10 protein-coding genes are annotated in these 14786 nt (G+C 70.2%); 6 read left to right on the forward strand and 4 right to left on the reverse strand.

Annotated elements, in window-relative coordinates; all coding sequences use genetic code 11:
- Positions 1–144: 144 nt before the first annotated feature.
- A complete protein-coding gene (locus LV78_RS19645; RefSeq protein ID WP_253846728.1) occupies positions 145–1530 on the reverse strand; it encodes a lytic murein transglycosylase in 1386 nt (461 codons plus the stop codon).
- Positions 1531–1893: 363 nt separating this feature from the next.
- On the opposite strand from LV78_RS19645, the gene LV78_RS19650 reads away from it, so the two are divergent.
- The 4 genes from LV78_RS19650 (at position 1894) to LV78_RS19665 (ending at position 11724) form a co-directional block, all read left to right on the forward strand.
- Complete coding sequence (locus LV78_RS19650) at positions 1894–7866, forward strand: SdrD B-like domain-containing protein (RefSeq protein WP_253846729.1); 5973 nt, start codon at positions 1894–1896, stop codon at positions 7864–7866.
- Positions 7867–8004: 138 nt separating this feature from the next.
- Positions 8005–9375, forward strand: coding sequence for a serine hydrolase domain-containing protein (locus tag LV78_RS19655; protein ID WP_253846730.1), 1371 nt, complete (start codon positions 8005–8007; stop codon positions 9373–9375).
- 366 nt (positions 9376–9741) lie between these two features.
- Positions 9742–10452 carry a hypothetical protein gene (locus tag LV78_RS19660; RefSeq protein WP_253846731.1) on the forward strand — a complete coding sequence of 237 codons (711 nt, stop codon included), beginning with the start codon at positions 9742–9744 and terminating at the stop codon, positions 10450–10452.
- A gap of 705 nt (positions 10453–11157) precedes the next feature.
- A complete protein-coding gene (locus LV78_RS19665; protein WP_253846732.1) occupies positions 11158–11724 on the forward strand; it encodes an HD domain-containing protein in 567 nt (188 codons plus the stop codon).
- On the opposite strand, the gene LV78_RS19670 is transcribed toward LV78_RS19665, so the two are convergent.
- From LV78_RS19670 to LV78_RS19680, 3 genes are all read right to left on the reverse strand, one after another.
- Entirely contained in the window at positions 11709–12182 is a 474-nt protein-coding gene (locus LV78_RS19670) for an NUDIX hydrolase (protein ID WP_253846733.1), read from the reverse strand. The two genes, LV78_RS19665 and LV78_RS19670, sit on opposite strands and share 16 nt — an antisense overlap.
- 111 nt (positions 12183–12293) lie before the next feature.
- Positions 12294–12989, reverse strand: coding sequence for an HAD family hydrolase (locus LV78_RS19675; RefSeq protein ID WP_253846734.1), 696 nt, complete (start codon positions 12987–12989; stop codon positions 12294–12296).
- Positions 12990–13000: 11 nt separating this feature from the next.
- A complete protein-coding gene (locus LV78_RS19680) occupies positions 13001–13843 on the reverse strand; it encodes a GntR family transcriptional regulator (RefSeq protein WP_253846735.1) in 843 nt (280 codons plus the stop codon).
- 203 nt (positions 13844–14046) lie between these two features.
- Between LV78_RS19680 and LV78_RS19685 the strand changes: the two genes are divergently transcribed.
- Both LV78_RS19685 and LV78_RS19690 read left to right on the forward strand, forming a co-directional pair.
- Entirely contained in the window at positions 14047–14496 is a 450-nt protein-coding gene (locus LV78_RS19685) for a hypothetical protein (RefSeq protein ID WP_253846736.1), read from the forward strand.
- A gap of 118 nt (positions 14497–14614) precedes the next feature.
- Positions 14615–14782 (forward strand): hypothetical protein, encoded by a 168-nt coding sequence (locus LV78_RS19690; protein ID WP_253846737.1) that lies wholly within the window; start codon positions 14615–14617, stop codon positions 14780–14782.
- Positions 14783–14786: the final 4 nt, after the last annotated feature.

The following is a 14786-nucleotide window of genomic DNA, read 5'->3' on the forward strand; positions in this document are numbered from 1 at the left end:
ACGAGCGAGGTCCGCGCGGGGTTCGGCTTCCCGATGCGCGAGCACGGGCGGCCCGACCCCGCCGCAGGCGGTGGGACGCCGAAAAGCGGATGCCCCCTCCCGGAATCCTCGGGAGGGGGCATCCGCGCGTCCGGGGGCGGTCCGCTACTCGCGCGCGGACTTCTCCACAGGCTTGTCCACAGGTGTGGACATCTCGAACAGGTGTTCGATCGCCGCGACCTGCTCGGCGGTGCACCCGGCGAGGCGCACCTCGTCGGCGGTCGGCGCGACCGGCCGCGCGGCCTGCGCGTGCTCCTGCACCAGCACCAGGCACCGGTCCACCTGCGGCGGTTCCGGCGCGGCGGGGCGCTTGCTCTCGACGGGCGGCGCGTTCGCGGGCTGCGGCGCGGAGTTCGTCGCCTGACCGCCCTGGAGCGCCGGGTCCTGCGGGTTCGCGCCCTGCGGCGCCTGCGAGCCGGGGACCGCCGAGTCCGGGGCCGCCGAGCCGGGGTCCCCCTGGCCGGTCGCGGGGGACTGGGGCGCGGCCGGGTCGGCCGGGGGGTTCTCCGCCGAGCCCGGCGCGGCGGAGTCCGGCGCCGAGGAGTCCGGCGCGGCGGACTCGGGAGCCACTGACCCGGAGGCCGACTCCGGAGCCGCCGAGTCGGGCGCCGACGACTCCGGCGCCGAGGACTCCCCTGACGCCCCGGCGCTTTCCGGCTTCCCACCGTCGTCGCCCTCGTCCTCGTCCGCGCCCGGCGGCAGCGCGGGCACCTCCACCGCGCCGTCCGAGTAGGCCCGCATCCAGGTCTCCACCGCCACCACGTAGGTCCGCGAGTGGTTGTACCGGAACACCGCCGCGTCCAGGTCGCTCTGCTTCGACAGGTCCATCCCGCCCGAGCACAGGTACTTCCCGGCCGCGACCGCCGAGTCGTGGATGTTGTGCGGGCTGGACACCCCGTCGCCGTTGCCGTCCGCCGCGTAGCGCTGCCACGTCGACGGGATGAACTGCATCGGCCCGACCGCGCGGTCCCAGGACCGGTCCCCGTCGTGCCGACCGCCGTCGGTGTCCCGGATCGCGGCGAACTCCCCGCCGTCCAGCACCGGCCCGAGGATCTGCGGCGCGGTCTCCCCGCTCGGGTCGGCCCGCCCGCCGCGCGCGTGCCCCGACTCGATCTTCCCGATCCCGGCCAGGTGGTACCAGCGCAGGTTGCACGACCCGGCGAGCGCCTGCTCGGCCTTCCGGTACGCCTCCAGCACGTTCACCGGGATGCCCTTGGCCCCGGTGGTCGCGGGCGGCGCCGGTTCAGCCCCGGCCGCGCGGTCGGCCTCGGGGCCCTGCCGCGCGGCCTCGGGCGTCGCCGCCGGTGTCAGGCCGTCGGAGTCCTCCACCGCCATCGGCCGGACGCTCCGCTCCGCGGGCGGCGACGTCGCGCCCGCGGCGGCAGGCCCAGGGTCGGGCAGCGCCGCGTTGGATGATGCCGCGATGGCGCACAGGACACCGACCATCGCGGTCAGCGCCGGACGTCGGTGGGTCGTCTCACGTGGGTGCACGGGGAATCCCAATACCGTCGTGGGTGGTCAGCGATACGCGATCCACTAGTAACACGGCTGGTGGGGGTGCCAACCGCCGTTCCCCCCATCGAGTTGGTGTTTGTCCGCCGCCTGATCGCTCGGACCGGTTAACTTCCGCCCTTGACCGTGCACCGCTCCTCCGGGCGACGGACAGTGCTGCGGGGTTCACCCTCAGTTCACATCCGCCGGATTCCGGTCCTCGATCACGGAGTTGTGCCGATGCCCGAGATAGGGATGGCGCGCCGCCTCACCGCGGCCATGATTTCCACTGGCCTAGCGCTGGGAGGCACGCTGGTCGCGACGGGGGTCGCCGAAGCGACCGTCGTCGCAAACTTCGCCCCCGTGTACGAAAAGTCCGTCTACGGAGACTTCGTCCAGACGGGCAACGGCAACATGACCTGCCCGACGGGGGCCGACCCGGCCTCGCTCAGCAGCCTGTCCTTCACGGACTGCGTGACCGCCCAGGGCGGCACGGCCACCGGCAACAACGGCCGCGAGGCCCACTACATGAAGTACGTGGACGCCGACGGCGGTGGCAACGTCGCCACGTACAACTCCTCGATCGCCAAGGTCAACATTCCGGCGGGCGCGACCATCGACTACGCCCGGCTCCACTGGGGCGGCAACACCGGTGTCTTCCGCAACGCCACGGACGCCAACGGCAACCGGGGCTGCGCGACCGGCTACACCAGCTCGGCGAGCACGTTCCCGCCCGGCAACCCCGGCACGGCCCAGATCTCGATGGCCATCGGCGCGGGAGCCCCGCTGACCATCGGCCCCGACTCCTACGTCGCCGACGACGCCGCGACCCTGGTCGTCAACGAGGCCCAGCAGTACGTGGCGTGGACCGACGTCAAGAGCCTGCTCGGCCCGGCCGTCACCGGCTCCGACGTCAACCTGACCATCGGCAACATCTGGACCCCCCAGGGCTACGGCTGCCACGCGGGCTGGTCGCTGACCGCCGTCTACGTCGTCCCCAGCCCGACCGGTGGCGCGATCAAGCGCTCCATCCAGATCAAGAACGGCTACGTCAAGCAGCACGCCTCCGAGGGCAACTACACGACCTCGCTGGAGACCATCGACGGGGCCAGCAAGACGACCGGCAGCCGACTCGGCGTCACGGCCTTCGGCGGCCACCAGAACCTGACCTCCGACGCGCTGTCCTACAAGGCCACCGCGCTCACCGAGCCCAGGCTCAACAACTCGACGAACTTCTTCGCGTCCACGTCGACCAACCAGGTCACGCCGTCGGTCGTGAACAACTTCAGCGTCGACGCCAAGGTCGCGGTGCCGACCAACGTCGCGGTGGGCGACAAGAGCGGCCCCGTCGTCCTCGGCAGCGGCAGCGACACGTTCGTGCTCTCCAGCCTCGCGATGTCCGTGCCGACCCCCGGCATCTACATCACCGCGACGCCGACCACGAGCGGGCCCTACTACCAGGGCGACACGGTCACCTACAACGTCGTGGTGGGCACCTCGGACAACCAGACGCTCACGAACGTCGGGGTCGGCAACACCGATCAGGCGTTCGGGAACTGCAACAGGCCCCCCACGGCCACGCTGGACAGCACCACCCCCACGCTCTCGTACTCGTGCACCGTCACGGCGGGGACCGAGAACTTCAACAACATCATCCAGGCGGTGGGAACCAACGCCTTCCTGGAGCCGGTCAGCGACTCCAAGACGATCACGGCGACCGTGAACACCGTCGGCCTGTCGCTGACCAAGACCGCCGACAAGCCGGTCTACGCGGCGGGCGACACGATCAACTTCACCGTCACCGCCACGAACACCGGCAACACGGCGCTGACGAACGTCGCGATCACCGACCCGAAGGTCACCTCCTGCGCCAAGAACCAGGCGACCCTCGCGGCGGGCGCGCAGCTGATCTCCACCTGCTCGGCCACCGCGCCGATCGCCGGTGACCAGAACACCGCGAACGTCACCGCGACCGACGTGCGCGGCAACCCGGTCAACAACACGGCCAACGCCAGCGCCGTCTCCGAGGGCGCCATCTCCGGCCGGATCTTCGCCGACCGCGACAACAACGGCGCCTTCGACGCACTCGGCGGCGACACCAACCTGGTGAACGTCGGCGTCACCCTGACCGGCACCGAGACCAACGGCGGCGCCCCGGTCAGCCTGAACACGTTCACCGCGCCCGACGGCGGCTGGTCCTTCGCGAACCTGAAGGCGGGCAACTACACCGTCACCAAGGCCCCGACGCCGGACTACGACCCCGGCAAGCGCACGCCCGGCAACGCGGCCACCGCGCCCGCGAACACCGAGACGTTCACCGTCGCGCTCCCCGGCGGCCAGTCCTCCACCGGCAACCTGTTCGCCGTGATCCCCACGTCGAGCCTGGCCGGGTTCGTCTACGAGGACAGCAACAACAACGGCGTCAAGGACACCGGTGAGAAGGGCATCCAGGGCGTCGCGATCGCGCTGACCGGCACCGACGACGGCGGCAACTCGCCCGCCTGGAACACCACCACCGACGTCAACGGCGCGTACAGCTTCCCGGCGCTGCGCCAGGGCACCTACAACCTGTCCGAGGCCCAGCCCACCGGCTGGACCGACGGCAAGGACACCCCCGGCTCGGCGGGCGGCACGCGCGACGCGCCCGACTCGATCGTCGACATCTCGCTCGACCCGCGCGTCACCGCCATCGACTACCAGTTCGGCGAGTACAAGGGCACGTCGATCGCGGGCAAGGTCGTCGACGACGCGAACACGGGCATCGCGGGCGTCAAGCTCACGGTGACCGGCGGCGCAGGTCCGCTGGAGGCGACCACCGACGCGGGCGGCGCGTTCAGCTTCACCCTCGCACCGGGCACCTACACCCTCACCGAGGAGCAGCCGCTCGGCTACGCCCAGGACACCGACACGGCGGGCACCACCGGTGGCACGCACTCCTCGGAGAACACCTTCAGCAACATCGTGCTGAAGTCCGGCGACGCGGGCACCGGCTACGTGTTCAAGGAGAAGCGCGGCTCGCTCGCGGGCTACGTCTACGAGGACAAGAACGGCAACGGCGACAAGGACGCGGCCGAGCCCGGCATCGCGAACGTCGCCATCAAGATGACCGGCACCGACGCGATGTCCCGCCCGGTCAACACCACCATCACCACCAACTCCCAGGGCCTCTACACCTTCCCCGGCGTCGTCGGCGGCACCTACTCGCTGACCGAGACGCAGCCGGACGGCTACGAGAACGGCGTCGACAAGGCGGGCACCCTGGGCGGTGACTACACGCCGCCGGACACGATCAGCGACATCTCGTTCCCGGCGGGCGCCGAGGCGACCGGCTACCTGTTCGGCGAGTACAAGTTCGGCTCGATCTACGGCGAGGTCCTGAACGACAAGGGCAACCCGATCGCCAACGTGAAGATCACGCTGGAGAACGACGAGCGCGCCCCGATCGGCAAGATGACGATGACCGACGAGTTCGGCCAGTTCGTCTTCGAGGACATCGTCCCCGGCACCTACAAGCTGGTCGAGGAGCAGCCCGCGGGCTACGCCGACGGCCCCGACGTCGCGGGCACCGGCGGCGGTGACACCTCCGTCGCCGACACCATCGGCCTGATCCCGGTCGCGTCCGGCGACATCCTCACCGGCTACCAGTTCACCGAGAAGCGCGGCTCGCTCTCGGGCTACGTCTACGAGGACGTCAACAACAACGGCCTCAAGGACACCGGCGAGAAGGGCATCCAGGGCACCGAGCTGACCCTGACCGGCACCGACGCGCAGGGCAAGGCCGTCAACCTGACGGCGACCACCGACGTCGCCGGTCTGTACAAGATCGAGTTCATCGTCGGCGGCACCGGCTACACGCTGAGCGAGAAGCAGCCCGCCGGGTACGTCACCGGCAAGAACAAGGCGGGCAGCCAGGGCGGCACGGTCACCGCGCCCGACAAGATCACCGGCATCACCTTCTCCGCGGGCGCCGCGGCCACCGGCTACCTGTTCGGCGAGCTGACGCCCGCCTCGCTGGCCGGTGACGTGGTCAACGAGAAGGGCGAGGGCATCGCGGGCGTCACGGTCATGCTGATGGGCACCGACGACATGGCGATGACCGTCAACAAGTCCGCGGTCACCACGGCGGGCGGCAAGTACGCGTTCAACTCGCTGCGGCCCGGCACGTACAACCTGACCGAGACGCAGCCGGACGGCTACGGCCAGGGCTCGGCCACCCCCGGCAGCGCGGGCGGCACGGCCGTCACCACCGACGAGATCACCGGCGTGGTGATCACCTCTGAGGCGAAGGCCACCGGGTACCGCTTCAGCGAGAAGCGCGGCTCGCTCTCCGGCGTGGTCTTCGACGACCGCGACAACGACGGCGTGCGCGACGACGGTGAGCCGGGCATCCAGGGCGTGACCCTGACGTTGAAGGGCAACTCGGAGTGGTGCGCGGTCGGCGAGCCCGACGGCACCGACACCGAGACCGACAACAGCGCGGGCACCCCGACGCCGGGCGCGGGCACCGACCCCGGTACCACCGACCCCGGCACGGACCCCGGTACGACGGACCCCGGTACGACGGACCCCGGTACCACCGATCCCGGTACGGACCCCGGCACGACGGACCCCGGTACCACGGATCCTGGCACTGACCCCGGCACTGACCCCGGCACCGACCCCGGCACCGGCTCGGGCGGCGTGCCCGACACCGGCGTCGACGCCGGTGGCAATCCGGACACCGGCGGTGGCCGGGTCGACCCGACCGACACCACCGCCGCCGCCACCGACGGCGAGATGACCACCATGGCCGACCCGGCCGTCTCGGCGGGCGACGCCGCGCCGACCTGCGCGGTCAACCTCACCGCCACCACCGACGCGTCCGGCGTGTTCTCCTTCGCAGGCCTGGTCGGCGGCACGTACGACCTGATGGAGACCCAGCCCGCCGCGTACGCGGACGGCAAGGACACCGCAGGCACCTCGGGCGGCACGGTCACCGCGCCCGACGCGGTCATGGGCATCGTCCTCGCGGGCGGTGTCGACGCCACCGGTTACCTGTTCGGCGAGCGCGCGGGCGTCATCACCGGCACGGTCTGGGTCGACGCGAACGGTGACGGCAAGATCGACACCAACGAGCCGAACCGGATCTCCGGCGCCAAGGTCGACCTGATGAAGGGCGACAGCACCACCCCGCTCGCCAGCACCACCACGGCGACCGACGGCACCTACGAGTTCAAGGACGTCCCCGCGGGCGAGTACTCCCTGATGCTCACGCCGCCGATGGGCTACGGCTCGACCACGCCCACCACGGTCAAGGTCACCACGACCACGACCAGCGGCACGAACGTCGACTTCGGCGTCCAGAAGGCCGCCATCGGCGACTTCGTGTGGGACGACCTGAACCGCAACGGCGTCCAGGACGCCGGTGAGCCCGGCATCGCCGGGGTCAAGGTCAACCTGCTGGACGAGCAGGGCGAGGTGAAGAGCAGCACCACCACGAACGCAGGCGGCAAGTACGTGTTCGGCGACCTCGACGAGGGCACCTACCGCGTCCAGTTCACCGTGCCCACCGGCCGCACGTTCACCGCCCAGAACGCGGGCGCTCCCGACAAGAGCTCCGCGGTCGACCGCTCGAACGGCCTCAGCGGGCCGATCGCGTTCATGGTGGCCGGTGGCAAGGTCATGCAGAACATGAACATCGACGCCGGTGTCGTCGACCGGATCACGGACCTGGGCGTCACCCTCACGGCGGACAACCCGTCGCCGCAGGTGGGCTCGCAGGTCGTGATCACCAGCAAGGTGGTCAACACCGGGACCGTGCCGGTCAACGGCGCGATCGCGACGATCAGCATCCCGCAGGGCCTGACCATCAACGGCGTCGACGGCGGAGCGCCGCAGGCGCAGGGCATGGCGATGGCCAGGGCCGCTCGGGCCGACGCGGGCTGGACCTGCGCGGTGAACGGCCAGCAGGTCGTCTGCACCACGCCGGACGTCATCCAGCCGGGCGGCTCGTCGCTGCCGATCACCATCACCACCACCGCGAACAGCGCGTTCACCACCACGAACGCCACCGCGCTGGTGACGCTGGCGGACGGCACGGGCGACGACAACCCGGCCAACGACGGCGCGACCACCCCGGCCCTGTCGACGGAGACCCCGTCCACGGGCGGCCCCAACACGGGTGGTGGCACGACGCAGCAGCCGATGCCCCCGATGCCCCCGAACGGCATGGGCAACATGCCGCTCGCGTGGACCGGTTCGGAGATCCGACCGGTGCTGATCGGCGGCCTCGCACTGCTCCTGGCGGGCCTGGGGACGCTGTTCCTCGGCAAGCGCAGGCGCAGGCAGGGCATGTGACAGCGCTCGACTAGCTGAACCCAGGGGCGGCCCCCGGACCACACAGGTCCGGGGGCCGCTCCCGTTCGCGCGGCGCTGCCCGGTTATCGGCCCGAGGTCCGATCCCCACGCGACCGAACTCTCGCACCATTCGTTGCCATGCCACCCCACCTCCTCCTGGCCGCGACCCTCGCCCTCTCACCCGCACCGTCCACAGTGGACTTCGCGACCATCGAGTCCACGATCCAGGAATTCCTGTCCCACCGGGAGATCCCCGGCCTGGCGGTCGCCGTGACGCACGACGAGCGGACCGTCTACGCCGAGGGCAGAGGCCACCTGGGCGACGGGACCCCGGTCACCGCCACCACCCCGATGCCGGTGGCGTCCCTGAGCAAGTCCATGACCGCGCTGGTCGTCGTGCAGCTGGCCGAGCGGGGCCGGATCGACCTCGACGCCCCCGTGCACGACCAGCTCCCCGAGTTCACCACCGCGGACCCCAGGTCAACCGGCATCACCCCGCGCCACCTGCTCCAGCACACCTCCGGCCTGACCGACCGGACCAACCCCACCGACCCCGCCGCCCGAACCCCGCGCGACGCCGTGGCCGCGATGCGCGCGTCGACCCTGGCCTCGGCGCCGGGAACCGAGTGGTCGTACCACAACCCGAACCACCAGCTCGCCGCCCGCCTGGTGGAGCACGTGACAGGTCAGCCCTTCGCGGACCACCTGCGCACGGCCCTGTTCGACCCCCTGGGCATGTCCGACAGCCGCGCCGCGAACACCCCGCTGGACCTCCCCGGCCACCGAGGCCACCTGCGCCTCCCGATCGGTCCACCGCTGCCGTTCCCGGAGCCGATGTCCTTCGGCGGCGGCTCGGGCGGCGTCCTCAGCTCGGCGCGCGACCTGGCCGCGTGGCTGATCGCCCACCACCGGGGCGGCCCCGCGTTCACCGCCACGACCACCCCGACCCCCGCACCCCCGTTCCACGCGATGGGCTGGTTCGCCCGCCACACCCCGTCCGGCGCCCCGCTGCTGACCCACGACGGCGACCTGGCCACCGCGACCGCCTACCAGGCCCTCCTCCCGCCCACCGGCCACGGCGTGGCGGTGACCGCGAACACCGCGACCCGCCACGCCGACGCGCAAGCCCTGGGCCAGTCCCTGGTGACCCTCCTGGACGGCGGAACCCCCAAGATCCCCACCGACCCACAACTGCCCGTGGACGCCGTCCTCCTGGCCCTGACCCCGCTCCCACCAACTCTGGCCACCCACCGCACCCGCCGCCCGTCCCGCCGCCGCCGCTGGACCTGGCCCCTGCTCCTGACCCCGTGGCCACTGCTCCTGGGCGCGCACCACGTGACCTCGTACCTGTACCGGGGAAGGCCCGTGTCCTGGCTCCAGGCCGTGACCCTCTACCCGACGTTCCTGCTGCTCCTGCTGGTGACGGCCCTGTCGTCCACCGCTCTGCTGGTGACGCGCCTGCTCACCCTCCGCGCCGCACCGGCTTCACAGGATCGAGTGAACCCCTGACCGGTGACGGCCTGCTTCCCAGGCCTAGGTGGGTAGCGTCACGACCGGGTCAAAGACCAAGAAGTCACACGGAAGCTCGGACCATGACGACGTGCGAGGAGTTGCGCGCCCTCCTGGCGGACGGAGGACTGCCGCACCCGGAGCGGATGCGGCGCGTCCTGGCGCTGGCCGCGATCAAGGACCCGGCGTCCCTGGACTGCCTGCGCGAAGTGCTCTACCGACAGCCGGAGTGGGACGAGTTCGACCAGCACCCAGCCAGGTGGCGAGCCCTCTGCCTAACTGCGGTACGCCGCCCACCCACGACCCGAGCCGCGCCAAACCAACCCCAGCCCCACCTCCCGCTGCTGCCCCTCCAGAAGGCCCGCTTTGACCGTCTCCCTCACGCCCGGCGCCCCGCTGCCGCACGTCCCAAGGCTGGTCCTGGCAGGCCGCTCAGTCCTGGTGGGCCCGTACAACGACGCTGAGGAGCACGAGCGCCACGTGCTGTCCACGGCGGGCGCGGGCAACTGGCCGGACACGGCGGACGACGAATACCGCTTCGACCGAAAGAAGGACGCCCTGGTCAGCGCCCTGGTCCACATCCCCGACGCCCCCACCCCCGAACCACCCCCGTGGCACACCACCCCGACCACCCAGGCCACCCTGACCACCACCGCCCCCGACCCCCGCCAACCGGCCTCCCACTACTGGCTCCCCCCAACCGCGACCGCTCTGGCGTGCGCCTACGAGCTCGCACCCGAACAGCCCCCCACCCGCCTGCGACTGGCGCCGGCCTTCTCACTGCTGATCGCGGGCGACCGCCTGTGCGGCTGGCTCCTGGAACACCCGGACCGCCACGTGACAACGGGCTGGTCCCACCCAAGCCCGTCAATCCCGGACAACCCTTTCCGCACCGCGCTCACCAGGTACTTCCACCTGACCACCCCGAACGCGGTGGCCGCCATGGAAGACGGCGACCCGACGGTGCTGGCACAACTGGCCGCCCTGCGCACCGCAGTCCCGCTCACCGAGGGCGTCCGCCTGCGCCGGGCGGCCTTGCACGCCGCAGTCGAAGAGCTGCTCGACTTCTACGGCTGACTGCTCGTGGGCTGTGTGGGGCGGGGGCGCGGCGGAGCTCGGTCCGCGACGAGTCCGTGAACGGTGGAAAGTGCCGGATCGCGACCTGCGTCCCGCAGTCCAAACCCCTGGAAATAGATCAAGCCCCGACCGCGTTTCCGCAGGTCAGAGCTTGATTAACCCGGCGAAAGGTGAGTGCCCCCGGCAGGATTCGAACCTGCGACACACGGTTTAGGAAGGCGTGACGCACACACGGTCTTCCCTACCGCGTGACTTGCACGGACGCCCCATCTGCCGGGGCCGCTGCCTCGGGTCATTTCGCAATGGCTTCGCGTTTCGCGAACCAGCTCCCCGGCGCGCCCTGTCGCCCCTCGTCGGCAAGACGGCGCAGCCGTCGCGGCAGCCGATCGCCGCGCCCAGCTCGGGCAGCCGCGTGACCGCGCGATCGTCCCAACAGGATGCCGCTGAAGCTCCCCCAGATCCAGCGCGACGCCCCCAGCGCGCCGCGACCGGACCACCTGGCACCGGCGCCCGCGCACGGCCGCTGGGCGGAGCGAAGCGGGAGCCCGGCGTGCCGGGATGCGGGGGCCGGTGCCAAGGTGAGGCCCGGCCAACCCGCGCGCTGCCGCAGGCGGCGCGCCTTGATCCCGTAGAGCGGAATTCGGCAAACAACCTCGTGGAGCGCTCGACGTGCTGTTCTGCCTGGCGGCTGCTTAGGCTGGGGGTGTGGAACTCGTCGCATCGGCCTACTCGGTTGCTGAGGAACTGCTCTCAAGCTCGTTGCCACGCAGATGGGCGCACGTTCAGGGAGTAGCGGAACGTGCGAAGCGGGCAGCTGGCCTTTTCGATGCGGCAGAGCGTGATTTGTTGGTGGCGGCGGCTGTCCTGCATGACGTGGGGTACGCGCCTGACCTGGTGGTTACCGGGTTCCACCCGCTCGACGGTGCCCGCTACCTGCAAGAAGCAGGTTTCCCCGACCGCGTGTGCGCCCTCATCGCGCACCACTCCTGCGCATACCGGGAAGCTGGCATACGCGGCTTGGCTGATGAGTTGGAATCGTGGGATGACGAAGCGGGGCCGCTTCGTGACGCTTTGTGGTGGGCGGACATGACCACTACCCCTGAAGGCGGTCGAACCGGGGTGGCCGCACGAATCGCGGAAATTCGGGAGCGTTACGGCGAAGGGGATGTTGTCACCCGCTTCATCAGCGAGGCCGAACCTGAGCTGGTCGCTGCCGTTGAGCGCACCGAAAGGCGGTTGGCGAACGCGGACCCAGGTCAGGTGGCGAAGTAGGGCCTGTCCTGCGTGCTGAACCCGTGCTCGATGCGGAGTCGGATGGATGGGTGGATGTTCAGGGCGGCAAGGTCGTCACGGGCGACCCAGTGGACCTCGCTTGACTCGTTGCTGGTGTGCAGCTCGCCGCCCAGCAACCGGGCGCGGAAGCAGATCGAGAACTCCTGGCGGACCTCGCCGTCGGTGTACGAGATGACATGGGCGGGGTCGGAGTAGACGCCGATGATGGTGGTGGGCTCGACGTCGATCCCGGTCTCCTCCTTGACCTCGCGCACCACGGTGTGGCCGATGGTCTCGCCGACGTCTTGGGCGCCACCGGGGATCGAGTAGAGGTCGTTGTCCGTGCGCCTGATCATGAGTAGTCGGCCCTGCTCGTCCTGGACGAAGGCCGTCACCGCCACGACGATGTTGGTCGCCTTGGGGGCGTTCGGGTCGTTGTAGTGATCAGTGCGTGCCATGCTTTCTTGCCTACCACTGTGGGAGCTTCGGGTCTACGCCGGTCGTTATGGGCGCTTGATTGAAGCTGAAACCGTTGCGCAGAAAGGAATCCCGCAGGCGCTTAGCGGCTGTCAGAGGAGCAGCGCGCGGCTGAGGTGCGTCATGCTTGTGGTGATGGCACTGGGGTTCTCCGTCGCGAAGAGCGCTGACTTGCCGATCTTGTTCGCGTAGCCGATGACGCGGGAGCGTGCCCGCTGCGCGGCTTGGAGGTCGGTGAGCGAGTCGCCCACCAGGGTGCACTTCACCGGTGGAACCGCCACCGCTTCACTGGCGCGGTGCAACAGAAGCGGGTTCGGCTTCAGCTTGCTCGGTTCGGGGTCGGTGCGGGCCGATACGGTGTGGACGAGTCCGGTGAGGCCGTGCAGGTTCAGGTAGGTGCTCACGGCGGCCTGGGAGTTGTTGCTCACCACCGCCAGGGGGCGTCCGGTCTCATGCCAGGCCCGGATCAGCTCCACCGCTCCGGCGGTCGGCTTCGCGGCCGTGACCGCCTCGACCTCGTGGGCGCGCAGCGCCGCCTCGGTGTAGCGGATCTCCTCCGCGCCCAGGGTCGCGGCGTGCTCCAGCACCTCGAACGGATCTTCGGAAGCGGCGACGTGCTCAGGCAGGCTGACGTGGCCGCCATCGGCCAGAACGCCTCGGAGCTGAGCAGCCACCTCGCGCGCGGGGAAGTTCGAGAAGACCGCGCAGATCGGGCCGTCGAAGTCCAGGAACAGGGCATCGGTGGTCGCCAGGACGTGGTGCAGCACTGCCAGGTCGTCCACCGGCACCTGGTCCGTCGTCACCGCTCGTACTCCGTGGCGATCGTGTTCCACAGGCTGTCGAACCACGTTCGGGCCTGTTCCACGTACTGGCTGCCGGTGCTGCTCTCGTCGTCGGTGGTGCTGTGGTGGAAGAGGATCGCGTCCTTGCCCATCAGGTCGTAGATCGCCTGGGGCTCTCCGCCGAGTGAGAGCACGTGCTCACGTACCGGGTAGAAGCCGAAGAACGCTTCGTCGTTGTTGATCAGGTACAGCTTGAACAGCGGGGCGGCGTTGTGGACGCGGACCTCGGCGGTGGCCTCCTTGACCAGGCCCAGGGCGCCCAACTCGGTTACGTTGTCCACGATCGCGAGGGTGTGACGGCGCATTATCTCCGCTGCTCGGCGACGGAAGGCCGGGCTGTCTTCCTTGTCCTCGACGGTGCACGGCACCGACCACGGAACCGTCGGGTCGGGCACGAGGATGCGGACGTGGATCGACTCCGGCGTGAGCCTGCCGATGCGGATCTTGTCCAAGGGCTCCTGGATGACGCCGTGCAGGGTCTCGCCGGAGAAGCCCGCGAAGTCGATCGTCACGTGGTCGGACTCGAAGGCGCGTTCGATGTGAGGGCGGAGCCCCACCGGGCGCTCGGTGCGCTCTCGGACGAAGACGCCGCTGCCCTGCCTGGAGACGATCAAGCCCTCGTCGCGCAGTTCGCGCAGCGCGTTCTGCACCGTCATCGGAGCGACGTCGTACTTCCTCGCCAGCTCGGCGCGGGAGGGGAGCTTGTCACCGGCCTTGAAGACCTTGGTCAGGATGGCGGCCCGCAGAGCGTTCGCCACCTGGATGTACGGCGGACGCGGGTCGTCGGGATCTAGTGCCATGCCCTTCCTCTCCCTCGTGTCGGTTGTCCCGTGTCCCGCACGATTACTGGGACAACCACAGCGTAAAGGAGTTGCCTAGCCCGCCTAGCGAGCTAGCTCACTACTTCAGGTGACACCGTGCTTGACTTGTCTAGCCAGGCTGGCTTACCTTCAACCTGTCTAGCTCGGCCAGACGGGCTAGCGAGGTTGTGGAGGTGCAGGTCATGGCGGTTCCCTACGGCTCCCGGTTCGGGGCCTCGTTCGACCAGGTCTTCCCGATGGGCGCGCTCATGGTTGGCGGGGTCGTGCCGGATGTGGAGTACCTGAGTGCCGAGGACAAGGCGCGTGGCAAGCAGCCCAAGCAGCGCGTGGACGAGCGATCGGGCAAGCGTCAGTGGAAGGTCGTCGTCACCGACCCCTCCGCCGAGAAGGAGCGGGACGCCTCCGTCACGGTGACGATCCTGGCGGACGCGCAGCCCGTACCGCCGCAGGCCGTGCAGGTCATGCCCGGTGTCGAGGTCCGGCCCGTGGCCTTCGACGGGCTCACGGTCGAACCGCGCGTCATGGGTGATCGGTACAAGTACCAGGGGTTCACCGTTCGAGCTACGGGACTCCTGTCGCCGCAGGTCGGCACGAAGCGGGCTGCTGAGAAGCCCGAGCAGAAGGCGGCTTGAGGTGGTGCGGCCGTCTCGCGAGGCGGTCGCTCGGTGGAACACCGCGTACGCGGAGCAGACGAGTGCCCTGTTCGCGGCTGCTGCGGTGGGTGACCTGGCCGCTGTTCAGCGGTTAGCCGTGAGCTACGCGGCTGTGGCGCGGGCGTGGCGGGCGCTCGGCGGGGAGTTGGCCGTGTCCCTGTGGGCTCGTCACGCCTGCGTCATCGCCGCTGAGGAGTTCGAGCGCCGCGCTGAGGTCGAGCACGCGCGTGCTTCCCGGATGGAGTTGGACGAGGGCGCCTCATGAGCAA

This window comes from Actinosynnema pretiosum (genome assembly GCF_024171695.1).
Taxonomy (GTDB): domain Bacteria; phylum Actinomycetota; class Actinomycetes; order Mycobacteriales; family Pseudonocardiaceae; genus Actinosynnema; species Actinosynnema pretiosum.

Excerpts from the sequence above, each read along its gene's own strand:
- LV78_RS19685 (WP_253846736.1), top strand. The coding sequence starts at position 14,047 with ATGGCGGTTCCCTACGGCTCCCGGTTCGGGGCCTCGTTCGACCAGGTC.
- LV78_RS19655 (WP_253846730.1), top strand. The coding sequence starts at position 8,005 with ATGCCACCCCACCTCCTCCTGGCCGCGACCCTCGCCCTCTCACCCGCA.
- LV78_RS19670 (WP_253846733.1), bottom strand. The coding sequence starts at position 12,182 with ATGGCACGCACTGATCACTACAACGACCCGAACGCCCCCAAGGCGACC.
- LV78_RS19680 (WP_253846735.1), bottom strand. The coding sequence starts at position 13,843 with ATGGCACTAGATCCCGACGACCCGCGTCCGCCGTACATCCAGGTGGCG.